21 protein-coding genes and 2 pseudogenes are annotated in these 24,720 nt (G+C 70.6%); 10 read left to right on the forward strand and 13 right to left on the reverse strand.

Annotation, left to right across the window (positions count from 1 at the left end; genetic code table 11):
• Positions 1 to 53 precede the first annotated feature (53 nt).
• Positions 54 to 1,241, reverse strand: a complete 1,188-nt coding sequence (locus tag OG746_RS25615) for a TIGR03364 family FAD-dependent oxidoreductase (protein ID WP_266718278.1) — start codon at positions 1,239 to 1,241, stop codon at positions 54 to 56.
• 127 nt (positions 1,242 to 1,368) lie between these two features.
• On the opposite strand from OG746_RS25615, the gene OG746_RS25620 reads away from it, so the two are divergent.
• Together OG746_RS25620 and OG746_RS25625 are read left to right on the forward strand one after the other, a co-directional pair.
• Positions 1,369 to 2,157: a GntR family transcriptional regulator gene (locus OG746_RS25620; RefSeq protein WP_266718280.1), complete on the forward strand. Its 789-nt coding sequence runs from the start codon at positions 1,369 to 1,371 to the stop codon at positions 2,155 to 2,157.
• On the forward strand, positions 2,154 to 2,840 hold the full coding sequence (locus tag OG746_RS25625; RefSeq protein WP_266718282.1) for a phosphonatase-like hydrolase: 687 nt from the start codon (positions 2,154 to 2,156) through the stop codon (positions 2,838 to 2,840). Before OG746_RS25620 ends, OG746_RS25625 begins: the two co-directional genes overlap by 4 nt.
• 3 nt (positions 2,841 to 2,843) lie before the next feature.
• Here OG746_RS25625 and pgm read toward each other — a convergent pair whose 3' ends face one another.
• The 5 genes and pseudogenes from pgm to OG746_RS25650 all read right to left on the reverse strand — a co-directional run.
• Positions 2,844 to 4,478: a phosphoglucomutase (alpha-D-glucose-1,6-bisphosphate-dependent) gene (gene pgm / locus OG746_RS25630; RefSeq protein ID WP_266718284.1), complete on the reverse strand. Its 1,635-nt coding sequence runs from the start codon at positions 4,476 to 4,478 to the stop codon at positions 2,844 to 2,846.
• 85 nt (positions 4,479 to 4,563) lie between these two features.
• Positions 4,564 to 5,310, reverse strand: coding sequence for a Clp protease N-terminal domain-containing protein (locus OG746_RS25635; RefSeq protein ID WP_266718286.1), 747 nt, complete (start codon positions 5,308 to 5,310; stop codon positions 4,564 to 4,566).
• 62 nt (positions 5,311 to 5,372) lie between these two features.
• Complete coding sequence (locus tag OG746_RS25640; RefSeq protein ID WP_266718287.1) at positions 5,373 to 6,407, reverse strand: aldo/keto reductase; 1,035 nt, start codon at positions 6,405 to 6,407, stop codon at positions 5,373 to 5,375.
• Between the two features lie 88 nt (positions 6,408 to 6,495).
• Entirely contained in the window at positions 6,496 to 7,029 is a 534-nt protein-coding gene (locus tag OG746_RS25645; RefSeq protein ID WP_323179656.1) for a BUD32 family EKC/KEOPS complex subunit, read from the reverse strand.
• A 325-nt stretch (positions 7,030 to 7,354) separates the two neighbouring features.
• A pseudogene (locus OG746_RS25650) lies at positions 7,355 to 9,379 on the reverse strand (discoidin domain-containing protein); the annotation flags it as partial.
• 56 nt (positions 9,380 to 9,435) lie between these two features.
• On the opposite strand from OG746_RS25650, the gene OG746_RS25655 reads away from it, so the two are divergent.
• Positions 9,436 to 10,382, forward strand: a protein-coding gene (locus OG746_RS25655; protein WP_443063169.1) for an IS5 family transposase whose coding sequence is annotated in 2 segments (ribosomal slippage) — positions 9,436 to 9,835 and positions 9,835 to 10,382 — 948 coding nt in all. Because the reading frame shifts where the segments join, the coding sequence is not laid out codon by codon here.
• Here the strand turns inward: OG746_RS25655 and OG746_RS25660 are convergent.
• Positions 10,380 to 12,677, reverse strand: a pseudogene (locus tag OG746_RS25660) (discoidin domain-containing protein); the annotation flags it as partial. The gene OG746_RS25655 and the pseudogene OG746_RS25660 sit on opposite strands and share 3 nt — an antisense overlap.
• A gap of 181 nt (positions 12,678 to 12,858) precedes the next feature.
• Between OG746_RS25660 and OG746_RS25665 the strand changes: the two are divergent.
• Positions 12,859 to 13,353, forward strand: coding sequence for a cupin domain-containing protein (locus tag OG746_RS25665; protein WP_266718289.1), 495 nt, complete (start codon positions 12,859 to 12,861; stop codon positions 13,351 to 13,353).
• Positions 13,354 to 13,600: 247 nt separating this feature from the next.
• Complete coding sequence (locus OG746_RS25670) at positions 13,601 to 14,131, forward strand: OsmC family protein (protein ID WP_266718291.1); 531 nt, start codon at positions 13,601 to 13,603, stop codon at positions 14,129 to 14,131.
• Between the two features lie 54 nt (positions 14,132 to 14,185).
• Here the strand turns inward: OG746_RS25670 and OG746_RS25675 are convergent, their stop codons facing one another.
• Positions 14,186 to 15,883 (reverse strand): chitinase, encoded by a 1,698-nt coding sequence (locus tag OG746_RS25675; protein WP_266718293.1) that lies wholly within the window; start codon positions 15,881 to 15,883, stop codon positions 14,186 to 14,188.
• Between the two features lie 169 nt (positions 15,884 to 16,052).
• Positions 16,053 to 16,553: a mycothiol transferase gene (locus OG746_RS25680; RefSeq protein ID WP_266718295.1), complete on the reverse strand. Its 501-nt coding sequence runs from the start codon at positions 16,551 to 16,553 to the stop codon at positions 16,053 to 16,055.
• A 245-nt stretch (positions 16,554 to 16,798) separates the two neighbouring features.
• Between OG746_RS25680 and OG746_RS25685 the strand changes: the two genes are divergently transcribed.
• The 4 genes from OG746_RS25685 to OG746_RS25700 all read left to right on the forward strand — a co-directional run bounded on the left by OG746_RS25685 (position 16,799) and on the right by OG746_RS25700 (position 18,621).
• Positions 16,799 to 17,233 carry a hypothetical protein gene (locus tag OG746_RS25685; protein WP_266718297.1) on the forward strand — a complete coding sequence of 145 codons (435 nt, stop codon included), beginning with the start codon at positions 16,799 to 16,801 and terminating at the stop codon, positions 17,231 to 17,233.
• 96 nt (positions 17,234 to 17,329) lie between these two features.
• Complete coding sequence (locus tag OG746_RS25690) at positions 17,330 to 17,701, forward strand: hypothetical protein (protein ID WP_266718299.1); 372 nt, start codon at positions 17,330 to 17,332, stop codon at positions 17,699 to 17,701.
• Between the two features lie 7 nt (positions 17,702 to 17,708).
• Positions 17,709 to 18,230 (forward strand): hypothetical protein, encoded by a 522-nt coding sequence (locus OG746_RS25695; RefSeq protein WP_266718301.1) that lies wholly within the window; start codon positions 17,709 to 17,711, stop codon positions 18,228 to 18,230.
• 22 nt (positions 18,231 to 18,252) lie between these two features.
• Positions 18,253 to 18,621, forward strand: a complete 369-nt coding sequence (locus OG746_RS25700; protein ID WP_266718303.1) for a peptidase inhibitor family I36 protein — start codon at positions 18,253 to 18,255, stop codon at positions 18,619 to 18,621.
• Between the two features lie 23 nt (positions 18,622 to 18,644).
• Here the strand turns inward: OG746_RS25700 and OG746_RS25705 are convergent, their stop codons facing one another.
• Entirely contained in the window at positions 18,645 to 19,877 is a 1,233-nt protein-coding gene (locus tag OG746_RS25705) for a GNAT family N-acetyltransferase (protein ID WP_266718304.1), read from the reverse strand.
• A 175-nt stretch (positions 19,878 to 20,052) separates the two neighbouring features.
• Positions 20,053 to 20,640 (reverse strand): RNA polymerase sigma factor, encoded by a 588-nt coding sequence (locus OG746_RS25710; RefSeq protein WP_266718305.1) that lies wholly within the window; start codon positions 20,638 to 20,640, stop codon positions 20,053 to 20,055.
• Between the two features lie 167 nt (positions 20,641 to 20,807).
• Between OG746_RS25710 and OG746_RS25715 the strand changes: the two genes are divergently transcribed.
• The gene (locus tag OG746_RS25715; protein WP_266718306.1) at positions 20,808 to 21,806 is read left to right on the forward strand and encodes a MerR family transcriptional regulator; all 999 of its coding nucleotides are present in this window, start codon (positions 20,808 to 20,810) and stop codon (positions 21,804 to 21,806) included.
• On the opposite strand, the gene OG746_RS25720 is transcribed toward OG746_RS25715, so the two are convergent.
• Together OG746_RS25720 and OG746_RS25725 are read right to left on the reverse strand one after the other, a co-directional pair.
• The gene (locus OG746_RS25720) at positions 21,781 to 23,142 is read right to left on the reverse strand and encodes a cryptochrome/photolyase family protein (RefSeq protein WP_266718308.1); all 1,362 of its coding nucleotides are present in this window, start codon (positions 23,140 to 23,142) and stop codon (positions 21,781 to 21,783) included. The two genes, OG746_RS25715 and OG746_RS25720, sit on opposite strands and share 26 nt — an antisense overlap.
• Before the next feature lie 76 nt (positions 23,143 to 23,218).
• Entirely contained in the window at positions 23,219 to 24,718 is a 1,500-nt protein-coding gene (locus tag OG746_RS25725; RefSeq protein ID WP_266718310.1) for an SDR family oxidoreductase, read from the reverse strand.
• Between the last annotated feature and the right edge of the window lie 2 nt (positions 24,719 to 24,720).

Raw genomic sequence — 24,720 nt, forward strand, 5'->3', positions numbered from 1 at the left:
GAGAAAAGTTGCCTTGGGCTACCAGTGCGATCCGGCCACAGGCAAAGACTTGATCAATCCTGCTCCGGGCTCGACGTTGTCTCAGCAAGTGACCCGTCGAACGTCGCCGCAGCGAGCCCGAAGGACAGCGTCATGCCGATCCCCGACGTCACCGAGAGCGCCCGTACGCCCGGTGCCACATCGCGTACGAGCAGCGGTCCGCGGGCGCTGCTCGCGTACACGCCCTGCCAGCGTTCGGTGACCCGCACCGAGGGGACGCCCAGGACGCGGGAGGCCTCGCGCAGCAGCAGTTCCGTCGTCGCCTCGTCCTGGAACGGGATCTCCGTCGCGTCGTACGCGTGCGAGTCGCCGACCAGGACCGTGCCGTCGGGCAGCCGCGTGAACATCACGTTGGCGACCACGTCAAGCAGTTCGGGGCTGTGCGCGGTGACCTCGGTGCGCAGCCGGTCGGCGGACGGCATGGCCGTGAAGCCGTCGTAGCGCAGCATCGATGTGGCGGTCAGGACCGCCGAGTCCGTGCGGAAGGCGTCGGGCGCCGCGACCCGGGCCATCGACAGGCGGCAGCGTTCGATGCCGTGCGTCTCGGCCTCCGCCGGGTACAGACGGTCCAGGTCATGGCCGACGCAGAGCAGGATCCGGTCCCCGTGCACCGGGCCCCGGCTGGTGTGCACCGTGCCGGACTCCACGCCGACCACGTTCGTGCCCCAGGAGATCGTCACGCCGGGCTGCTCGGCCAGCCAGTCCGCGAGCCGCGGCGCCGCCTCGCGCGGGTCGACCCGCAGGTCCGCGGGCAGCAGCGCGCCGCCGGCCAGATCCTCGCGCCCCTCGGGGGAGCGGCCGAGCGCCTCGCCCACCTCGTCGCGCGTGCGCATCCGCACCGCGTCCGTGCCGCGCTCGTCCCGCAGCTCCTCCAGGACCGCCAGCTCGGTCGCCGACCGGGCCACCACGAGCGCGCCCGCCTCCGGCGCCCACAGCCCGGCCGACTTGGCGGCGTCCACCCAGCCGGTGCGCGAGCGCAGCGCGAGATCGAGGAGTTCACCGCGCTGCGCCGTGACGCAGCAGTGGCCGAAGTTGCGCACGGACGCGCCCACAGGCCGCCGGTCCCGCTCGACCACCGTGACGCTGAGCCCCCTGCGCACCGCCTCGAAGGCGTGGGCGAGGCCGACGATGCCGGCACCGACCACGACGAGGTCGCTGCGGTCGCGGGGGAGTGCGGTGGATGGCGCTGATGCGTTGTTCATGACCCCAAGACTGCGGACCGCCCGCCGCCACCCGCAAGTGTTGTCTATACAAGTTTCCTCGTTGTTTACCAGCTGTGCGCCGGGTGCGCTCTTGCCCGGTGGGTATCCGGGCTGCGAAACTCGACTTGTGAAGACAAGTAGCGAGGAGGGGCCGCTGCACCAGCGGCTCGGCGCCGAGTTCCGGCGACGCATCGAGTCGGGGGAGTGGCCCGAAGGGGCGCCCGTGCCGAGCGAGGCACAGCTGTGCGAGGAGTTCGGGACCTCGCGCGGCCCGGTACGGCAGGCGCTCGCGCAGCTGCGGGCCGATGGCCATCTGGTCGGCGGGCGCGGCAAGCCGCCCGTCGCCCGCAGGGTCACGCCCTCGCAGCCGTTCGCCTCGCTGATGTCGTTCACGCAGTGGGCCGAGTCGATCGGACGGACCCCGGGACAGCACACCGTGGAGGTGGCCCGGCGGCGCGCGAGCCCCGAGGCCGCCGCCCGCCTGGGTCTCGACGAGGGCGCGCCGGGCGTCGACCTCGTCCGGCTGCGCCACCTCGACGGGGTGCCCGCGATGGTCGAGCGGTCCACGTTCGTCCTCGACGTCGGCCTGCATCTGTTCGCGTTCGACCCGGACGAGGGCTCGGTCTACGACGCCCTCACCTCGTGCGGCGTCGACCTGGACCGCGCCCGGCACACCATCGACGCCGTCGCGGCGGACCCGCAGGACGCCGAGCTCCTCGGTGTCGATCCCGGCCAACCCCTGCTCCGCGTACGGAGGTTGGCCTACACCGGCGACGGCAGGCCCGTCGAGTACGCGGACGACCGCTATCTGCCGTCCATGGCCACCTTCACCATCGAGAACACCATGGACGGGCGCACCGTCGCGGCCCGCGGCGGCACCGCAGACACCCGCATCACACGTGAGGAAGCCCAGTGATCGAACTCGCCGTCTTCGACATGGCAGGCACCACCATCGACGAGCACGGGGCCGTATACGACGCGCTGCGGCACGCCGTCGATTCCACCGGCGTCCGTGTCGACCCGGTCGATCTGCAGACCTGGATGGGCACCGACAAGCGCGAGGCCATCGCCGCGCTCATCCGCATCGGCGGCGGCACGCCCGACGCGGAGCTGGTCGAGCGACAGTACGAGGTGTTCCGAGCCTATCTGCGCGAGAGCTACGCCAAGCAGCCGCCGGAGCCGATAGCCCACGCGGACAAGGCACTTGAAGAGCTGCGCGCCCGCGGCATCAAGGTCGCCCTCACCACCGGCTTCAGCGCGGACGTGGCGCTGCCGCTGCTCGACTCGCTCGGCTGGTCCACCGAAGAGGGCGGCAACCTCGACGCGGTCGTCACCTCCGACGAGGTGCCCCGTGGTCGTCCCGCGCCGTACATGATCCAGCGCGCGATGGAGAAGACGGGCGTCGTCGACGTACGCAAGGTCCTCGTGGTCGGCGACACGGTCGTCGACATGGAGGCCGGGTTCAATGCGGGCGCGGCTGTCGTGGTCGGCGTGCTCACGGGACAGCTCACCCGTGAGCAGCTCGAACTCCACCCGCACAGCTACGTGTTGGACGGCGTCGCCGACCTCCCCGGCATTGCCGAGACCCAGAGCCCGTGAACGTCAGCTGAGCGCCGCGTCCACGATCGCCTGCGCCTCGCTCTGCACCTGGGCGAGGTGCTCGGCGCCGTGGAACGACTCGGCGTAGATCTTGTAGACGTCCTCCGTGCCGCTGGGCCGGGCCGCGAACCATGCGTTCTCGGTGGTGACCTTGACGCCGCCGATGGCCGCGCCGTTGCCCGGCGCCTCGGACAGCCGGGCCGTGATCGGCTCGCCCGCGAGGGTGTCGGCGGTGATCGCGTCGCCGGTCAGCTTCGCGAGGCGGGCCTTCTGCTCCTTCGTCGCCTTGGCGTCGATGCGGGCGTAGGCGGCGCCCGACGCGCCGTGCTCGGCGGCGAGTTCGGCGTAGTACGCGGAAGGCGTCTTGCCCGTGACGGCGGTGATCTCGGCGGCCAGCAGGGCAAGCAGGATGCCGTCCTTGTCGGTGGTCCAGACGCTGCCGTCCTTGCGGACGAAGCTCGCCCCGGCGCTCTCCTCGCCGCCGAACGCCACCGAGCCGTCGACCAGGCCCGGCACGAACCACTTGAATCCGACGGGGACTTCGACGAGTTCTCGGCCGAGGGTGGCGGCGATCCGGTCGATGACGGCGGACGACACGAGCGTCTTGCCGATGGCCGCGGACGCCGACCACCGGGTCCTGTGGCTGAACAAGTAGTGGATGGCGACGGCCAGATAGTGGTTCGGGTTCATCAGGCCGGCGTCCGGAGTGACGATGCCGTGCCGGTCGGCGTCCGCGTCGTTGCCGGTCAGCAGGTCGTAGTCGTGGCGGCGTGCGAGCACCGAGGCCATCGCGGGCGCGGACGACGGGTCCATCCGGATCTTGCCGTCCCAGTCGAGCGTCATGAAACGCCACGTCGGATCGGTCTCCGGGTTCACCACGGTCAGGTCGAGCCCGTACATCTCGGCGATGCGTGCCCAGTAGTGCACGCTCGCGCCGCCCAGCGGATCGGCGCCGACCCGCACGCCGGAGGCGCGGATGGCGTCGATGTCGATGATGTCCTTGAGGTCCTCGACGTAGCGCTCACGGAAGTCGTACGGTTCCCAGGCCGGCTCCTCGACCGTGCGCGGCGTCCAACTGGCGTCCTCCAGCAGCTCGTTGGCGCGATCGGCGATCCACGAGGTGGTGGCGGAGTCGGCGGGGCCGCCGTGCGGAGGGTTGTACTTGAAGCCGCCGTCGCGGGGCGGGTTGTGGCTCGGCGTGATGACGATGCCATCGGCACGGTCGTCGGCGTCGTCGGCCTTCCCGCGGTTCCAGCGCAGGATCGCGTGGCTGAGCGCGGGCGTCGGTACGAAGTCCTCGTGCGCGTCGGCCAACACCCGGGCGCCGTGCGCCGCGAGAACACCGAGGGCGGTCTTCAGGGCGGGCTGCGAGAGGGCGTGCGTGTCCGGGCCGATGAAGAGGGGGCCGGTGATGCCCTCCGCGGTGCGGTGCTCGACGATCGCCTGGGTGATCGCGGCGATGTGCTTCTCGTTGAAGGCGCCGTCGAGGCTGGAGCCGCGATGGCCACTCGTGCCGAAGACGACGCGCTGCTCGGGGCGCGTGACGTCGGGCTCGCGCGTGTAGTACGCCTCGATCAGCGCGTCGACGTCGATGAGATCGCCCGGCAGGGCGGGGGTTCCTGAGCGCTCAGCAGTCATGGAAGCAGTCTCCCACCTGCGCCTATGAAGAAAAGTGGGCGGCACAGGCGGAAGACGGTTCGGGGCGGGGCCTGCCAGGGAACTCTCATCCCTCCAGGGTCTCCTGGAACTCCTGCTGGTTCTTCACGATCTCCGCGAGGGTCGCGAGGACCTGCGACTCGACCTTGTGCTTGTCGATGCCGAGCCCGGTGAGCAGCCCGGATCCGTTCTCGTGCTCCAGGAGTGCGAGCAGGATGTGCTCGGTGCCGATGTAGTTGTGGCCCAGGCGCAACGCCTCCCGGAACGTCAGTTCCAGGGCCTTCTTGGCGTCGGCGTCGAACGGCACGAGGGCGGGCATGTCGTCGGACGCGGGCGGCAGGGTCTCTGTCGCGGCCTGGCGCACGGCCTCGAGCGACACATCCTGCGCGAGGATCGCCTTCGCGGCGAGGGCCTCCGGCTCCTTCAGCAGGCCGAGCGCGAGGTGCGCCGGGGTGATGTTCGCGTTGTTCGCGGCGCGGGCCTCGTTCTGTGCGCCCACCACGACATTGCGGGCGCGCACCGTGTACCGGTTGAAGCCCTCGTTCGGGTCGATGGGCTTCTCGTCGCCCTTGGGCACGAAGCGCTTCTGCGCCGCCTGCCGGGTGACGCCCATGCTCTTGCCGATGTCCGTCCAGGAGGCGCCGGAGCGGCGAGCCTGGTCGACGAAGTGGCCGATCAGGTGGTCGGCCACTTCGCCGAGGTGGTCCGCCGCGATGACGGCGTCCTGGAGTTGGTCGAGTGCGTCGGGGTGGACCTTCTTGATGGCTGCGATCAGGTCGTCGAGGCGGACGTTCGCGTCGGTTGGCTTCGTCATGATGCAACCGTAGGTTGACAGTGGAGGACTGTCAACTACGAGTTGACACTCGGATTCGTGTCTCACACGGTCGGTGGATTCAGCTGCCGGAACCCGTCCTGGGTCCGGTACGGGTAGTACGGATAGGGGGCCTTGGTCTCGCTCGCCGCATCCAGCTTCGCCACCTGCTCCGGGGTGAGCTCCCAGCCGATGGCGCCCAGGTTCTGTGTGAGCTGCTCCTCGTTCCGTGCCCCGATCAGCACCGTGGAGACGGTGGGTCGGCGCAGCAGCCAGTTGATGGCGATCTGTGGGATCGCCTTCCCGGTCTCCTCCGCGACCTCGTCGAGCGCGTCCATGACGCGGTAGAGGTGCTCGTCCTCGATGGGCGGCCCGAACTGCGCCGTCTGGTGCAGCCTGCTGTCGGCGGGCAGTGGCTGTCCGCGCCGGATCCTCCCGGTGAGCCGCCCCCAGCCGAGGGGGCTCCACACCACGGCGCCCACGCCCTCCTCCTTGGCGAGCGGCATCAACTCCCACTCGTAGTCCCGGCCGGCGAGCGAGTAGTACACCTGGTGCGCGGCGAACCGCGGCCGCCCGTGCTTCTCCGCCTCGGCGAGCCCCTTCATCAACTGCCAACCCGCGTAGTTGGAGACACCGGTGTAACGGACCTTGCCGGCACGCACCAGGTCCTCGAGCGTGGCGAGAACCTCCTCGACCGGGGTGCTCGCGTCGTACGCGTGCAGCTGGAACAGGTCAATGTGGTCGGTGTCGAGGCGCCGCAGCGCGGCGTCGACGGACGCGATCAGCCGCGACCGCGACACTCCGGCGTCGTACGGTCCCTCGCCGGTCGGCAGTGCGGCCTTGGTGGAGATGAGCGCCCGATCGCGCCGCCCCTTGAGTGCCGCACCGAGCACCTCCTCCGACGCCCCGTCCGAATACACGTCGGCCGTGTCGAACAGGGTCACGCCATGCTCCAGGCTCAGATCCACCATGCGGCGCGCCTCGTCGATGCCGGCGCTACCCCATGCGGAAAACAGCGGCCCACGCCCACCGAAGGTCCCGGCCCCGAAACTCAACGCCGGAACCTTGAGGCCGGACGTCCCCAACTGTCGGTACTCCATGGCGATCTCCCTGCTAATGGGTTCTGTATCCCGTTAGTGCGTGCCGCAACAGTAGCAAGGAGTGGCGCGTAATGGAACCAGGGTGCCTTTAGGTCTGGGTCTTCGCGATGTCTTCGTCCGGGTACGGCGTCCGCTTGCTCTCGCCGAGCAGTCGCTCGAGGAACGCGTCGAACACTGCGAGCGCGGGTGCGTGGGGCGAGAGCAGCCCGGCCACCGCTTCGGGGCTGCCCGGGGGCAGGTGGTGGCGCCGCAGATGGCTCAGCGTCAGCAGGGAATCGTAGGAGGGGAGGTGTCGCGCGAGGAACTCACCTTCGGCGTCGTCCAGTTGGAACCGTGAGCTGAGTGCGAGGCCGAAGTCGGCGAAGAGGATCCGCTCGCCGTCGGTGAGTAGATTGCCGAAGTGCGCGTCGAAGTGCACGACGCCCTGGCCCCGCAGGAATCCGGCGCCGCGAGCCAGCTCCCGCAGCACCCAGCGGTACGCGGCGACCTCGTCACTCCGTGCCGCGAGCCACGCCGCGACCGTGTCCGGTACGTACTCCAGGAACAGGACGAGACTGTGCCGCGCCCTCGCCAACTCCTCGAGGCGCCCGCGCACAGCGAGGGAGCCCTCCCAGTGGGCCACGGCCCCGTCGATCCCGCCGAATTAGTCCATGAGAGGTTCCCGGTCGAGCGCAGGTGCTCCGGCCTCAACTCCCGGTCCGTGAGCGGTACTCGCTTCATGAACACGGGGGAGCCCTCGACATCGACCACGCCGGAGCGTCCGCCGATCCCCGCACCGCCGGACCGCGCGCCCTCGACCATGGTGCGCAGTCGGCGGTCGTCGTGCAGCGCGAGTGCGGTGGAGAGGCGGGCGTGCAAGGTGCGGCGGTGCATGGGCGGCTCCTGGGCAGGGAAAGGGTGGCCGGGCGTGTATGCCCGGCCACCCATCCTGGTGCGTCGGCGGCCGCCTACGGCAGGGAATTAATCTTGAACGTCGACGTCGTGTTGCGGATGTCCACCGCGTTGTCGGTCAACTTCAGGTTGTGGAAGGTGACTTCGCCGACGGCAGGGCCCTGGCCCGCCTCGGGGAGTTCGTTCGCCCACACGCCGAAGCCGGACTTGGCGTCGTGGGCGTCGCCGCTCTTGCGGGCGCCGGAGATCGTCACGTCCGTGAGGATCGTGTCCTTGATGGGGTACTGGGGTTGGCCTCCCACGTAGTTGGTCTGGAACATGATGCCGCTGTACGTCGGATCGACGATGTCGACGTCGTTCACGCGGATCCCCTGGAAGACCTTCGACGCCGAGAACATCCAGATGCCGGGGAAGGTCTGACCGCCCCAGAAGTGGCCGCCGGAGCGGACGATCGAGGTGTTCTCCAGCGTCGTCGGCTCCGTGCCGAAGCCGTTCATCGGGTAGCCGAAGTCGAGGGAGCTGATGGTGACTCCGGAGTAGACGAGGGTGTCCGCGATGAGGATGTTGCGGAACGTGTTGTCGTAGCCGCCGTAGACGGCGATGCCTGCCGCCCGCCAGGTGAGCAGCGAGGTCAGGTTCTCGTACACGTTGTTCTTCTCGTCCGCGCCGCCCGCGTCGATCGCCGAGAACAGCGCGAAGCTGTCGTCGCCGGTCGCCCGCGACTCGTTGTTCGCGACGTGGTTGTCCGTCGAGCCGTTCGTCATGTTGACGCCGTCGGCGAACGTGTCGCGGATCCGGGAGTTCTTGATGGTGATGTTGTCGGTGTTGGCGCCCCAGTACAGGCACACCGTGTGTTCGTTCCAGATGTCGTCGATGGTGATGTCGGCGACGTTCGAGAAGTCGAAGACCTTGCCGGGGCCGTCGATCCGCGACGTGTAGTTCCCGAAGAAGGAGAAGTGGGTGAACGTCGAGCCGTTCGCGCTTGCCTCCGCGCGGAAGCCCGCGTCCGTGTTCTCCTGCGACGAAGGGGTGTGGAATCGCGTGAACCACGGCCCCGCGCCGACCACCTTCACCGCCTTCCCGTACACCTGGAACTTGTTCGACGTCTCGTAGTCACCGGCCGGCAGATACACCCCGACGAGCTTGCCGCTCGTGTCCATCCGGACCTTGTCGAGTGCGTCCTGCACCGCCTGGTGCGAGAAGCCGGTCGGCACGGTGTACGCCGCCGGGTCCGGGTTGGGGAGTTGCTTCGCCTCCTCCAGGTTGATGAAGTCGATCGCGTACGTGGAGTCGTTCGCGGCGTCCTTCTGGAGCCGGATCTTGCTGCCCTGCGGGACCGTCGTGCCGAGCAGCAGGTTCGCCTCGTCGTAGATGTGGCGGGGTGCGCCGGTGCCGGGGGAGTTGCCCGGGCCGGTCTCGGACCCGTACAGCCACGCGTACTTCGACGTCAGGTCGACGGCCTTGAGGAGCGTGCCGTCGACGTACACGTTCAGCGTGGAGTTCTTGCCTCCGCCGCCCGCCGAGTCCGGCATCGAGTAGCGGGTGACGAGTGTGTTCGTCGGTGCCTTGGTGGTGAACTCGACGTAGTTTCCCGTTGATTCGAGCGTGACCGCCTTGCGGCCCGAGGCCTCGCCGGCGATGTCACCGACGGTCCGGTTCGGGCCGACGACCTTCGCTCCGCCGCCGACCGTGCCGTCCTCCGCCTCGTACATGTCGTACGGCATGCTGGCACCGCGACCCACGAACAGGGGTTGCGTGGACGTGTTGTTGGCGCGCTTGACCGCGAGCTCGTTGGCGTCGTCGGCGATCACCGTCTTCACCGTGAACTTGCCCTTGCCTGCGGTCCAAGTGCCCAGCTTCACGGGTGGTGTGGTGTCACCGGCCGCGATCGTCCCGTCGTAAGAGCCGGTGAGTGTCTTCACCGCACTCCCGCCGGAGTCCGTGACCGTGAGTGTGATGTCGTGCCCGCCGCTCGAACTCGCCTGGTTGCCCTGGTTCTTGAGGGCGACCGAGAAGGTAACCGTGTCGCCCTCGGTGGGCGCGCTCGGCGACCATGCCACCAGCGACGCCACTAGGTCGTTTCTGATGGCTCTTGCTGGGTGGGTGGATCAGTGCGGGTGCTGGGCATGCGGGTCGTATGGTGCGACGCCATGAACTGACGGACGCGCAGTGGCAGAAGATCGAGTCGCTGTTGCCGGGAAACGGTGCCCCGGGTGGGCAGTGGGCGGATCACCGCCGAGTCATCAACGGCGTACTGTTCCGGGCCCGTACCGGGGTGCCGTGGCCGGATCTGCCCGAGCGGTACGGGCCGTGGCAGACCGTCTATGAGCGCCATCGCCGCTGGTCGGCCGACGGAACCTGGCAGCGGATCCTGACAGAGCTGCAGATCGAGGCCGCCGCGAGCGACCCGGACGGTGCCCTGGCCCGCACGGCGGCGAAGGAGGCCGAGTGGGCGGTGAACATCGACTCCACGTCCTGCCGGGCTCATCAGCATGCGGCCGGGGCCCGGCACCGGCCGCCGGGTGACTTCCCGCAAAAGGGGGCGGGGCGCGTGTGGAGGCCGATGGACGCGAGGCACTGGGACGTTCCCGGGGCGGACTGACCAGCAAGGTCCATTTCCTGGCCGATGACCGGGCCCGCCCGCTGGTCTGGCAGACCTCGCCCGGCCAGCGGGGCGACAACCCCATGCTCGTCCCGGTACTGGAGTGCCTGCGGATCGCCCGGCGCGGGCCGGGGCGGCCCCGCACCCGCCCGGACCGGCTCCGCGGAGACAAGGCCTACTCCAGCCGCGACACCCGCGCCTACCTGCGCGGACGGCACATCAAGGTGACCATCGCCCAACCCGAGGACCAACGCAGCAACCGTCTGCGGCGGGGCCGGGCCGGCGGCCGGCCTCCGGCCTTCGACACAGGCCAGTACCGCCGCCGCAGTGCCGCCGAACGGTGCGTCAGCAAGTGGAAGCAGTTCCGTGCGGTCGCCAGCCGTTACGACAAGCGCGACTACATCTTCAACGGCACCCTGGCCGTCGCAGCAGTCGTCATCTGGCTCCGCGACACCGTCCAAGAGCCATCAGAAACGCCCTAGGTCCGAGCTCGTCACCGGCTTCACGACCAGATTCGTCGGGCTGATGTAGTCGTTGTTCGCCTCGTCGCGCTCCATGACCAGCTTGCTCGCGTCGACCACCGCGCCGACCTGGTACGAGCCCGCCTCGTGCGCGCCGATGTCCGCGCTCACCGTGGCCGACGCTCCGGCCGCGAGCGCGCCCACCGAACCCGTACCCACCTTCTGCGAGCCGAGCTTGAAGTCGATGTCGGTGGCGTCGGCCGCCTCGGTGCCCGCGTTGCGCACCGTCGCCGACAGGGTGATCTTGTCGGACTCGACCGGTGTCTCCGGCTTCGACGTGATGCCCGTGACCACGAGATCCGGGTTCGGGGCGGGCTCGCCGAGGACCTGGAACTCCGCCAACTGACCCGCTGCACCACCTGAGGTGGAGGTGAAGACGAGTCGCACGTCCGCGACGCGCGCGGTCAGCGGCACCGTCACCTTGTTGCCGTTCGCCGGATCGAAGCCGTACTCCTTCGGCTCGGCCAGCCTCGTGAACTCCGACGCCTTCTGCTCGCGCCCGAGCACCTCGATCTTCTGGGTGCGCGCCGCCCACGCCGCGTCCGGGTTCAGCTTCAGGACGAGTGAGGAGACGTCCGCGTTGGCGCCGAGCTTCACGGTCAGGCTGTTCGGGTACGAGCCGGCGGCACCCTCCCAGTACGTGCTGGTGTCGTCGTCCACGACGTTCTCCGCGACGTACGTCTGCGTGGTCGACGACGCGGACACCGGTTTTCCGGCCGCCAGGTTCGCGGCCTCGGTCGTGGAACCGTTGCGGGTCACCGTGTTGCTGTTCGCGGACTGATTGCCCGCCGCGTCCTTCGCCCGCACGTGGTACGTCACCGTCGCCGATGCCGGCTGGGTGTCGGTGTACGAAGTGACGTCACCGGCAAGCGACTTGAGAAGCTTGCCGTTCGCGTAGATGTCGTAGGCGGTGACCTTCACGTTGTCGGTCGATGCCCGCCAGTCGAGCTTGACCTGACCCTTCGTCTCCTCCGTGAAGGAGAGGGCGCCGGGTGCGGTGGGTGCCTGAGTGTCACCCGATCCGCCCTTACGCGTCACGGAGTTGCTGTTCGGCGACTGGTTGCCCGCCGCGTCCTTGGCGCGCACGTAGTACGTGAGCGAGGCCGACGTGGGCTGCGTGTCCGTGTACGTGAGGGTGTCGCCGTCGACCGATGCGCGCAGCTTCCCGTCCGCGTAGACGTCGTAGCCGGCGACCTTCGTGTTGTCCGTGGACGCCTTCCACGTCAGGTTGATCTGACCTGTCGCGGGCTCCGTGTAGGCGAGATCCCCGGGCGCCGTCGGCGCCTCGGTGTCGCCGGTCGTCGGCCCATACACCTCCAACTCGCCGAGCTGACCCGCAGGTTGACGGGTGTTGGCTGTCACGAGCACGCGTACGTAGCGCGTCGTCACCGAGTCGAACGTGATGCTCTGCCGCTGCCCGTCCGCCGCGCTGAACCCGTACGCCTTCGACGCCGCCAGATCGGTGAAGTCCGAGCCGTTGGTGCTGCCCTTCACGGCCAGTGTCTGCGTCCGGGTCTCCCAGGTGGGCGGCAGCCGCAGCACCACGCGGTTCACCCGCACCGACGCGCCGAGATCCACCTGCACCCACTGGGGCAGTGCGCCGTTCTTGCTCTCCCAGTAGCTCGACAGGTCGCCGTCACCCGCGTTGGCGGCCGCGTACGTCTGCGTCGTGGAGTCGGCCGTGAACGTCTTGCCGCGCGCCAGGTTGACCGAGGAGTCGGCGGCCCCGTGCACCTCCAGCTCCGCCAACTGGGCGGACGTCCAGCCGGTGTTGGCGGTCACGACGATCCGTACGAACTTCGTCTGCGTGGCAGGGAAGGTGACGTTCACCGTGTTCCCCGACCCGGGCGAGAAGGCGTACGGCGCCGAGGACTTGAGTGTGTCGAACGACGTGCCGTCGGCGCTGCCCTGCACCGAAAGCGTCTGCGTCCGGCTCTCCCACGAGGCCGGCAGGCGCAGCGTCACCTCGTCGACGCGCGCCGTGGACCCCAGGTCCACCTGCGCCCACTGCGGCCATTCGGTACCCGAACTCTCCCAGTACGTCGAGGAGTTGCCGTCCGAGACGTTCCCCGCCCCGTACCCCGACCTCGCGCTGCTCGCCTTGGTCTGCGCCCCCGCCGCGAGATTGGGGCCGCCCGCTGCCTGCGCCGCGACGGCGGGCAGGCCGAGCAGCGCCAGGGTGAGCGCGAGGAGGACCACCGAGAGGCTCCGCCACCTTCGTCTTCCACCGGATCTGAACACGCACTGTCCGAACATGCTTCTCCTGTCCCTGCACCGTTGATGTGGGTGAATTAAGGACGCGCATCAGGTTCTTGCGTTCAGTTGTTGGAGAATTGCAGAGCTGTGTTGCTGAGTCCACTGTTTGAACAGAGAGAGTTGCGGTGAGGGAGAATCGAACGGTCACGACCCGCCGTACCACGTCAGGGGAACCAGACCGATGCCCGCAGCCCACGTCACCCTCTCCGACGTCCTGAACGCCGCCGCGCCGGAGGCGACCGGCGCCCTCTGGCGGCTCGACGGCGCGGCCCGCCAACTCGACGCCAACGTCGTCCGCCTGCGGCCCGGCGGAGGCGGCGACGCGTACGTGGAGACCGAGCTCGATGTGCTCCTCGTCGTCGTGGAGGGTCACGGCACGCTCCACCGGGCGGGCGTGGACAAGGAGGTGGAGCCCGGCACGCTCGTGTTCGTGCCGCGCGGCGAGCGGCGCGCGGTCAGCGCCGGCGAGGACGGGCTCGTCTACCTCACGGCGCACCGCAGGCGGCCGGGCATGACGATCCGCCGCGCGGTACCGCAGGTGACGGCCGAGGGCGGCGAGGCACCCTGCCTGCTGCCCCAGGTGTGTGCGTCCTGCGGCCGGGCCGCCGACGACGCCGGCGCCCTGTACTGCGCCAGGTGCGGGACGCGCCTGGAGGCGCGGGGAGAGGCACAGTGATCCGGCCTTCCTTGAGGCGAAGGGATCACGCCAGACGGTGCGGTCCGCGCCTCGACTCCGGCCGTATGTACGGGATGTGGCGCCAGGACCCCGTAACTTCTCGCCACTGATTCAACACGTGAAGTTACCGAAATCCGGGGGTGCGGGATGAAGTCCGCCGCCGTCCCCGGCACACTCTGCAGCACGGCGGCCGCGTACTCGGGCACCGGCCGCCTGGGGAGGGAGCACCATCGGGGAGTCCGCGGGCGTGGGGCACGCGGACTCCCCGACCCGCCGCCGCCCCGACACCCCGCAGGCGATGCGCGGCACGGAGCCCGCCTCTGGTTACGGTTCCGGCATGGCCGACTACCGCATTGAGACCGTCCGCAACGGCGACCGCGACTGGACCGCCCGCAACGACCGCGGCGCCGAGGTCCGCATCGCCCCCGCCGACAGCGAGGGGGCCCAGCCGTCCTTCACCCCCGTCGAACTCCTCCTGGCCGCGCTCGGCGGCTGCGGCGGCCTCGTCGTCGACCGCACGGCCCGCACCGTGCCGCACGACGAGCTGCGCATCACCGTCGACTCCGTGTCACGGCCGGAGGACGACGGCCGGGTCGGAGCCGTCCGTGTCTCGTACGAGATCGAGCTGCCGGAGGGGGACACGCACGCCGCGGAGGCGCTCGAACGCGGCATCCGTCTGACCCACGAGAAGTACTGCACGGTCAGCCGCACCGTCGAACACGGCGCGCGCGTCGAGGCGGTGGGCCCCGACGGCACGGTGCTCTTCATGGGCGGCTGACACGACCGGGCGCGGTCGACCGTCGACGGCCGACCGCGCCCGGCCACGCGCCGCCTACGGCAGCGCGTGCACCTTCGGCCCGACCGCGTTCGACCAGGCGTTGCCCGCCGTCGCGTCCCAGTTCGTGGACCAGGTCATCGCGCCGCGCAGCCCCGGATAGGTCTTCGCGGGCTTGAACGTGCCACAGCCGGTGCCGCGCGCCAGGCAGTCGAGCGCGTTGTTCACGACGGACGGTGCCACGTAGCCGCTGCCCGCGCCGCGCGTCGACGCCGGGACACCGAGCCCGACCTGCGAGGCGTCGAGGCCGCCCTCCAGCTGGATGCAGGCGAGCGCCGTCAGGAAGTCGACGGAGCCCTGGCTGTAGACCTTGCCGTCGCAGCCCAGCATCGAACCGCTGTTGTAGTACTGCATGTTGACGACCGTGAGGATGTCCTTCACGTTCAGCGCCGTCTTGAAGTACTCGCCGGACGTCGACTGCATGTCGATGGTCTGCGGCGCCATCGTCAGGACCAGCTTGCCGCCCGCCTTCGCCGACAGCTGGCGCAGCGCCTTCGTCATGTACGTCGAGTTGAGCCCGTTCTCCAGGTCGATGTCGACACCGTCGAAGCCGTACTCCTGCATGAGCCGGTACGCGCTGTCCGCGAACGCGGTCGCGGACGCGTCGCTGTTGACCGAGATGCTGCCCTTCTCCCCGCCGACCGACAGGATCACGGACTTGCCCGCCGCGTGCTTGGCGGTGATGTCCGCCTTGAAGTCGGCGGCCGAGGCGTAGCCGACGGCCGGGTCGAGGTTGAAGGTGATCTGCCCGGGCGTGGTGGTGGCGTCGGCGAAGGAGACGGCGATGATGTCGTACTGCGACTGGACGTCGCGCAGCTTCTGGACGGTCGCGCCGTTGTCGAAGTTCTGCCAGTACCCGGTCAGCGCGTGCTTGGGCACGGTTCCGCCGCCGGGGTTGCCGCCGGACGTGGCGGTCCTCGCGCTCACCGCCGTCGACTTCGCCGATTCGCCCGCCGCGTTCGTCGCGGTGACCTGGAAGCCGTACGAGGTGTCGGCCGCGAGCCCGGTGACGGTCGTCGAGGCTCCCGTCACGGCGGCGACCTTCGTGCCGTCCCGGTAGACGTTGTAGCCGGTGGCGTTGGAGACCGGGGACCAGGAGAGGCCGATGGAGGACGCGGTGGCCGCGCCCGCCGCGAGCCCCGTGGGTGCGGCCGGGACCACGACCGGATCCGTGCCGCCGCCCCCGTCGGGCCCGAAGACGTTCACATCGTCGACGTGGTACGCGCTCTGCCCGTACCAGCCGTGCGTGTAGATGGTCACGGAGGTCGTGTTCGCGCCGGTCTTGAAGCTGGTCGTGAGCTGCTGCCAGGAGGAACTGCCCGGTGTCCACGTGGACACGTCGGTGGTGCCGGTGCCGCTCGCGCCGAGATACGCGTAACCGCCCTGCACCCAACTGCTCAGTGTGTACGTCGAGTTGGGCTTGACCGCGACGGTCTGGCTGCACTTGGCGTTGTCCTGGCCCGCAGGGGTCGCCTTCAGTGCCTTCGTGCCGCCGTGCACGGGTGAGGTCACCACGGAACCGCTGCCCGCGGAGCACGTCCAGTTGCTCAGGTCCGACTCGAAGCCGGCGTTCTTGGCCACGTTGACATCAGCGGCCTGCGCGGGTGCGGCGAGCGCGGTGACGCCCAGCGACGCGGCCGCCACGACGGCGAGTGCGAGGCCGGGTCTGCGTCTGTGATGGCGTGCACGGTCCACGGGGAGCCTCCTGGGAAGAGGTGGAGAAGCTGCGAATGTGAACGGTGGCCACCGCTGTGTGCGCCAAAGTTGGTTCAGACCAATCGAGTTGTCAAGACCTCTGGCACGCACGTCAGCGGCGCCGGACGGAAGGTCCGGCGCCGCTGAGAGAGGTGGAAGGTCGGTGGGTTCAGCTCAGTCCGCGCAGGTAGGCGGCCTGCCCCACGTGCTGCAGGTCGTCCGCGAGCACGCTGATGAGCCGGACCCCCAGCGTCACCGGCGGATCCCAGCCCTCGTCGACGACGCGGTCGAGATCGGCGTCCTTCAGGCCGTCGAGGAACCCGAGTGTCTGCTCGTGCACCGCGTCGTAATAGCCCGTGAGGAGCTCGCCCGAGGCGACCCGAACCTGGCCGACCTGCTTCGGCGTGTGTCCGTACCCGGTGTCCGACTCGGAGAGTGGCAGATCGAACCGCTCCGCCCAGCCGCCCGCGAGCCACACCTGCTCGACTCCCGCGGCGTCGGCGATGTGGTCGTCCTGGACCCGGGTGAGATGCCAGATCAGCCAGGCAATGGAATTCGCCGTGTCTTCCGGCCGCTCGTTCAGCGCGTCGACGGAAAGCCCCTCGACGGCCGCGTGCACCTCTTCCTGAATACGGCTGTAACCGTCCATGAGTACGTCATGTGAGCGCATGCGTGCAGTCTCTCCGATGCGGGGGATTTCAGCCAACGAACGCCGTGAATATGCCCGGAGACTGGCGTGAAAGCCATGGTTACGCTGCCTCCCGAGTGTCGATACTTGACCAGAGAACGGTTGAACGTTGTTCGTAGGCGGCGTCCCGCGGGCCAATTGCCCGGGCAATTCTCGCCGTTGCGGTGGATCACTGATCGTTTGGCACAACAGTCAATGCAGTCGGGCGCCAGGCAATGGGGGAGACCGTGCACGACGAATTCCTGTGCCACGTCACCGCGTACGGAATCTGCGGTGGCCGGCGCGTGGGTGTTCCGCTCGGCACATATCGCGCCCCCACGCTCCCGCTGGCCCTGTGGTGGCTGCGCGACCGGGCCATGTGGATGGCCGAGCGCCTCGACCCGCGCCCCGGCCTGAGCCACTTACCCGAGGGTGCGCTGACGCCCATGGGCGATGACGCACCCGACGTGCCGGAACAGCTGCGGGCCTGGTGCGGCGACCCGGACCAACAGGAAAACGTCGCGGAAGAGTTGGCCTCCGGGCGGCTCGTCAGGATCGTCACCCACGACGACACCACCGAGTACGAGCTCCTCGCCGAGTCCGTCGACGCGGTCCGCATGGCCCGCACCCAGCCGCGCCGCCGCGGCCCACGGCGCCGCATGACAGTTACCAATAGTCACTGACAAGAGTGACACGGCGCTTGATCGCGCCGACTCCGGGGCAGTCTGATCACGCTCAGTAAGAACGATCACTCCGGGGTCAACGAAATGAAACCCTTCATGAAGCACAGATCCGTGCTGCTCGCCCTCACCCTGCCCCTGCTCGGCGGCGCCACGACCGCCCTCGCACCCGCCTCCGCCGCCGCGCCCGGCGCCGTACCGCCCGGCCAGGTCTGCTTCTGGACCGAAGTCGGCATGCACGGCCAGGCCTGGTGCTACGGACCTCCCGGCTACGCCGACGCGGAGAACGGGACGGCGCGCCACGCCACCTCCTTCGAGTCCCGCGTCTCGGGAACCGTCTACGCCATCAGCTACACCTCGACCGGCTGCCTCTACCGGGAGATCAGGCGCGACGACTACTCCGAGAACTGGGACTGGGCCGGAAAACTCGACGGTGTCTCCGACACCACCATGGGGTGCGAGCAGGGCTGAGCGCGCCATGAACCGCCGAACCCGCGCCCTCAGCATCCTGGCCGGCGCCGCCCTGCTCCTCCCGCTCGCGGGCTGCACCACAGAGCACACCGACCGGCCCGCCCGCACACCCGACGACACCATCAGGGCCGCGACCCAGACCCTCACCGACCACTGCCTGACCCGCCAGGGCCTCACACCGCCCCGGCCGGGACAGCGCTCGGCGAACCGGGCGGAGGAACAGCGGGTCGCGGCCGCCCTCTTCGGCCGGCCGCCCGCCGAACTCTCCCTGACCCTCGCGAACGGCATCCCCGTACGCGCCCACACCGACGGCTGCCTGGCCGCCGCCCAACGCACCCTCTACGGCGACCAGAAACGCTGGTTCCAGGTGTCGACCGTCGTCAACAACCTCAAGCCCGAGGCCGCCCACCGCGACCTCAGCCTCGCCTCCGTGCGCGCACGACACCGCGCCGAACTCACCGACTGGCAGCGCCTGCGGGCCCGCGCGCTCGACGCGTCCACCCGCGTGCTGCACACCACCAGCCACTGACCCAGCAAGGAGAACAGACCTCATGAAGCACCCGATCGCCCTGGTCACCGCCGCGGTCCTCGCCCTCGGCGGCGCCGCGCTCCCCGCCACCGCCTTCGCGGCCCAATGCCCCAGCGGCGAGTTCTGCGCCTGGACCGACGCCAACTACACCGGAATGCGCTGGAACTGGTCCGGCGACGACCACGACTGGGAGGACGGCATCCAGGACGAGGACTCCTCCTGGGCCAATCACGGAATCTCAGGGCCAGGCATCAAGGACCACGTCCAGGTCTACGAGAACCCGGGCCTCGTCGGCTTCGGCACCGTCTGTCTCGCGCCCGGCCAGGAGATCGCGTCCAACGGCTGGGCCAACGACAGCGGCGACTCCCACACGTGGACCATGGAGTGCTGAACCCGCTTGGCAGTGACGTGAGTTCAGAACGTGTCGTCGGTGTGCGGCACTAGCTCCGTGCGCAGCGCGGCGTCGAGCATCGACGCCGCGCCCTGCGTGTGCTCCACCACCAGACCCGCGCGCACCAGCGCCGCCACCGGCGTCGCCGCCATGTACGCGGTCGCCAGATCGCGGGCCTCCAGGCTCAGGTCGGGCGCGTCGTCCGTGGGCGCGTACGAGAAGCCGTCCGGAGAGGCGATCAGACGGAACGTCCCCGCGTTCGCCGGGAGCCGCGCGTCACGGACCGCGAGCACCACATCCAAGGGCGCCGCCCAGGCCCGGGCCGCGAGCGCCGCGCGCACGTCCACCAGGCGCACCCACAGCGCCGGTTCGACGCTCTTGACGCTCACCTGATCGCGGTCGGCCGCGAACAGCGGCAGAGGATCGTCCAGCGGCCTGCCGTGCGCGCGCACCGTGCCCGTCAGGTCGATGTCCGCGAGATACCGCCACAGCGCCGCCGCGCTCCCCGGCGTATCGGCCTCCAGCTCTTCGACACTCACCAGGCCCGGCACGCCCCCGGACCAGTCGCCCGACTTGGTGCGGTAGATCGCGTAACCGGCGAGCGGATCGCCGAGCGTCACCACGCGCGGCGGCGACAGATCCTCGTCGTCCTCGTCCTTCCGTGCCAGCCACTGCTCGCGCCACCACGTCTCCGTGCGCGCGTGCCGCCCCGCCCGCAGCCCGCGCCTCGTCTCGAAGTACGGCGCGAGCACGGCGGGTGCCGAGTCGGCGTCGAGCAGCCGCAGCGGACGCTCGTCGGGCGGGATGCGCAGCCCCAGCGCGCGCCGCGAGTCGATCTCCACGGTCGCCCCGTACGTGCCGGGGCCGAATCCGAACCGGCCGTAGATCGACGCCTCCGACGCCCACAACGCGGCCAGCGGCGCGGCCTGTTCGGCGCAACGGGCGAACAGCTCGGCCATCATCGCCGTCAGCACGCCGCGCCTGCGGTGCGTGGGCGCGACCGAGACGTACGACAGGCCGGGGCAGGAGAGGTCGCCACCGCCCGGCACGGAGACGGTGAAGGGATGCGCCGCGGCGAAGCCGACGAGTTCCTCGCCGTCGTACGCGCCGATCCGCAGGCAGCCGGACAGCATCTGCTGTTGCTGCTTGCGGCGTTCGTCGTCGGGCGACTCGTGGAAGACGAGATGGGCGAGCGCCAGGGCCCGCTCGATGTCGGACTCGGGTACCTCGCGGAGGCGGACGGAACCAATGATCATGATCATCGACTGTAGTGGCGCCCCGCCCGTACCCACCTCAGCGGCGCCGACTCCGTTGAGGTGGGCGGGCGGCGGGGTCCGGGCCGTCCGCCCGCGCGCGCGGCCGACGCCGGCGCGCGCACACCGGAACTTCCGCCCGAAGGGGCCGGACGGATGCATCCGGGCCCGACGAATCTCAGCCGCGATCGCTGCGGCCGCGCAACCGGTCGCCGAGGCGTCTCATGCCGCGCCGGGCGTGGCTCTTGACCGTGCCCAGCGGCCAGCCGGTGCGCTCGGCGATCTGGGGTTGCGTCAGGTCCTCGTAGAACGTGAGACGCAGCACCGTGCGCTGCGTGCTCGGCAGGCGCGCCAACTCCTGCGACAGCACAAGACGTTCGACGACCGCGTCCATGCAGGCGTCGGTCGCGGGTTCGCGGCCGGCCGAGACGGCGTGCCGCCCGGCCGCTGCCTCGAACAGCGCCGCGCGACGGCTCCGGGCGGCGAGCGCGTCCGCGACCCGGTGCCGCGCGATGCCCGTCAACCAGGCGGACGGCGGGCCCAGTTCCGGCCGATATCCGGACCGGCCGCGCCAGGCGGCGAGGAACACCTGCTGCATCACGTCCTCCGCCTCGGAGCGGTCGCCGAGCGCCCGCTGTGCCAGGCCCCGCACGAGCGGCGACCACCGCCGGTACACCTCGGCGAGGCAGGCGACGTCACCTGCCGCGAGACCGTCCGCCAGGGCGGCCTCCGACGCCTCGCGCGGGTCGACGTTCCGCGACAGCATCCCTGGGATCCTCAACGCCCCGTCAACTCCTCGAAACGATCCTGAACTCGACTCGTGATGGCCAGGACCGGACGCGCGCAGTGCTCGCCAAGTCACGGCCCGGTCATCCTGGAAACGATTCCCGCCGCACGACAACCCGCATCGGTTGTGCGTCGTATCGTGGGCCGATGGACGAGGGGCAGCAGGTACGCGACGCGGTGGGGACACAGGCGGCACCATCGGAGGCGGGCGTCACCACCGGCGCCCTCGCAAGGCGGCTCGGGGTCTCGCCGACGACCCTGCGCAGCTGGGACCGCCGCTACGGGCTCGGGCCCGCGCAGCGCTCGACGGGACACCACCGGCGCTGGACCGCGGACGACGTCGCGGTCGTCGAGGAGATGTGCCGGCTGACCACGACGGGCCTGCCGCCCGCCGAGGCCGCGCTCCTCGCGGGTAAACGCCTTGCGACGGAGCCGGCCGCGCTGCCGCACCAGCGCCCGGCGTCGGCCGCGCCCGCCTCGCCGGCCACGCTGGAGCGCCAGTGCCGGGGCATCTCCCGCGCCGCGACCCGCATGGACGCGCCGACCGTGCAGAACCTGCTGACCGAGGCCGTGACGGAGCACGGCCTGGTCACCGCCTGGCAGGACGTGATGGCGCCGGTGCTGCACGCGGTGGGCCGCAAGTGGGAGGAGGCGGGCGACCGGTACGTCGAGGTCGAGCACCTGCTGTCCTGGCAGGTCTCGCGCACCCTGCACCGTGCGGCCGCCCCCGTCGACTCCACCCTCGCGCTGCCGCCGCTGGTCCTTGCCTGCGTCCCCGCCGAACAGCACGTGCTCGCCCTGGAGGCGCTCAGTGCCGGTCTGAGTCAACTGGGCGTACCGCAGCGGATGTTCGGGGCGGCCGTGCCGGTGGATGCGGTGTCGGCCGCGGTGCGCAGGACCGGGCCGCGCGTCGTCGTGCTGTGGGCGCAGGCCCGCTCCACCGCGAGCCTTCCGCTGGCCCGGCACCTCGCCGAGACCCGCTGGGGTGTGCGCGGCGCCCGCGGCAAACCCGCCGTGATGCTGGCCGGGCCAGGCTGGGCGGGCCGGGGCGTGCGCGGCGCGCTGCACCCGGCGACGCTGCCGCAGGCCCTCGACCAGATCGGGCGCCACTACCCGGAGATCAGTCGAGGCCCCGGGCCCGCTTGAACCGGGCAAGACCGTCCGGCAGTTCGACGATCGGGTCCGGATAGTCGCCGAGGGCGGCCCGGTCGAGTCCGGCCGCCTTCCACGGCGTGTGCACCGCGGAGCCCTCGATGCCGGCCAACTCCGGTACCCAGCGCCGTACGTAGGCGCCGTCCGGGTCGTAGCGCTTGGCCTGGGTCACCGGATTGAGCACCCGGTTCGGTCGGCTGTCCGTGCCGGTGCCCGCCATCCACTGCCAGTTCATCTGGTTGTTCGCGACGTCCCCGTCCACCAACAGGCTCAGGAAATGCCGTGCGCCCACCCGCCAGTCCACGTACAGCGTCTTGACGAGGAACGACGCGGTGAGCAGCCGGCCCCGGTTGTGCATCCAGCCCTCGTGCCGCAGCTGCCGCATCGCGGCGTCCACCACCGGGTATCCCGTACGCCCCTCCTGCCACGCCTCGACCTCCCGGGGCGCCCTGCGCCAACGGTCGTGATGCGTGCGGTAGTCGGCGCCCGCGGCGTCGGGCCGCGCGGCCAGCACCTGGTGGTGGAAGTCCCGCCAGGCCAGCTGCCGCACGAACGCCTCCGCGCCCGGGCCGCCCGCCGCGCGCGCCCGGTGCACGGCCTCGACGGGACCGATCGTGCCGAAGTGCAGATGCGGGGAGAGCCGCGACGTGGCGTCGCCCGCGAGGTCGTCGTGCCGGTCCTCGTACGCGGCGATCCCCGAACGCAGCCAGGACGTCAGCAGCGCCCGGCCGGCCCGTTCACCGCCCTCGGCGAGCCCGGGCGACACCCCCGACACATCGGCCCGCTCGGGCAGCACCTCGCCGCCCACGCCGTCCGGCACCCGGACGGCGCGCGGCGCCCGCACGACGGCCCGCGTCCCGTGCTGGGCCCAGTGCCGGTGGTAGGGCGTGAACACCGCGAAGTGGTCCCGGGCGTCGGGCGTGACGGCGCCCGGCGGAACGCAGGTGACGACGCCGTCGTGCGCCACCAGGTCGCAGCCGAGCCGGTGCAGCGTGTCCCGCAGCAGGTCCTCCCTGCGGTGCGCGTACGCGGAGACGCCGCCCGCCACGTGGACGGCGCACGCGTCCGTCTCGGTCACCACCTTCGCCACCTCGTCGACCACGTCGCCCGAGCGCACCACGAGCCGCCCGCCCCGGTCCCGCAGCGCCGCGTCCAGATCCCGCAGGCAGTCGGCGAGAAACGCCTCCCGGTTCGGGGCGAGGAACCCGGCGACCCCCGTGTCCCGGACGAACAGCGGCACCACGACGTCCCCCGCGGTCAACGCCGCCCGCAGTGGCGGGTGATCGTGCACTCGGAGGTCGGAGGTGAACAGGACGACGTGGACACGCACGGAAAGGCTCCAGGTGGAGAGGTGGCAAGCGGGCTACGTCAGGCCTTCCCGGCCGACGGTGCGCACGGATGCACGATCACCCGCACGGGGCGCCCCGCTCGGCCGTGGCCGCGATGTTGCGCGCCATCCCGCCGAACACCACGGAGTGGAACGGCGCCACGCTCCACCAGTACGCCTGGCCCGCCAGGCCGTGCGGATGGAACAGCGCCCGCTGCCGGTAGCGGGAGCGCCCGCCGTCCGCCGCCTCCACGGACAGCTCAAGCCAGGCCAGGCCCGGCAACCGCATCTCGGCGCGCAGCCGCAGCAGCCGGCCCGGCTCGATCTCCTCCACGCGCCAGAAATCCAGCGAGTCGCCGACCCGCAGCCGCGCCGCGTCCCGCCGCCCACGCCGCAGCCCCACACCGCCCACGAACCGGTCGAGCCCGCCGCGCACGGCCCACGCCAGCGGGAACGAGTACCAGCCGTGTTCCCCGCCGATGCCCTCGATCACGTCCCACAGCCGCTCCGGCGAGGCCTCGACCAGCCGCTCCCGGTCGTCCGTGTAGAGGCTGCCGCCCGCCCAGTCCGGATCGGTGGGCAGCGGATCGCTGGGGGCGCCCGGCAGCGCGGCGGACGACCAGCGGGTGGCCACCTGCGCCTCCTGGACACGGCGCAGCGCCAGCCGCACCGCCTCGTCGAACCCGATCGGGGAACCCGGCGGATACGCCACCCATTGCTGGATGTCGTGCTCGTGGCAGACGACTTCGTGGCGCAGCGACTCGGTGAGCGGGCGGGCGATGGAGGCGGGCACGGGCGTCACCAGGCCGACCCAGTGGCTCGACAGGCCGGGACTGAGCATCGGCACCCCGACCACGACGCGCCGCGGCAACCGCGCCACCGCCGCGTACCGGAGCATCATGTCGCGGTAGGTGAGCACGTCGGGCCCGCCGACATCGAAGGAACGGGACACCTCCGACGGCATCGCCGCGCTGTCCACGAGGCAGCGCAGCACGTCGCGGACCGCGATCGGCTGGATCCGGGTGTGCACCCAGCTGGGCGTCACCATCACCGGCAGCCGTTCGGTCAGATAGCGCAGCATCTCGAACGAAGCGGAACCGGACCCGATGATCACGGCCGCGCGCAGCACCGTCGTCGGCACTCCGGAGGCGAGCAGGATGTGCCCGACCTCCGCCCGCGAGCGCAGATGCGGCGACAGCTCACGCTCGGGCACGCCCGCGGGCGTCAGGCCGCCCAGATAGACGATCCGCCGCACACCCGCCCGGCGGGCCTCTTCGGCGAAGGCCGTCGCCATCTCGCGGTCGGTGCGCTCGAAGTCCTTGCCGGTGCCGAGCGCGTGCACCAGGTAGTACGCGACGTCGATGCCGCTCAGCGCGGCGCCGAGCGAGTCGCGATCCGTGAGATCGCCCTGAGCCACCTCGACATCGCCGGCCCACGGGTGATCCCGGAGCTTGGCGGGGGAGCGGGCCAGGCAGCGCACGTGATGCCCCGAGGCGAGCAGTTCCGGCACCAGGCGGCCGCCGATGTAGCCGCTCGCCCCGGTGACCAGGCATCGCTGTCCGGCACGTTCCGCGTTCATGG

Source organism: Streptomyces sp. NBC_01016 (genome assembly GCF_026341035.1).
Lineage (GTDB): Bacteria > Actinomycetota > Actinomycetes > Streptomycetales > Streptomycetaceae > Streptomyces.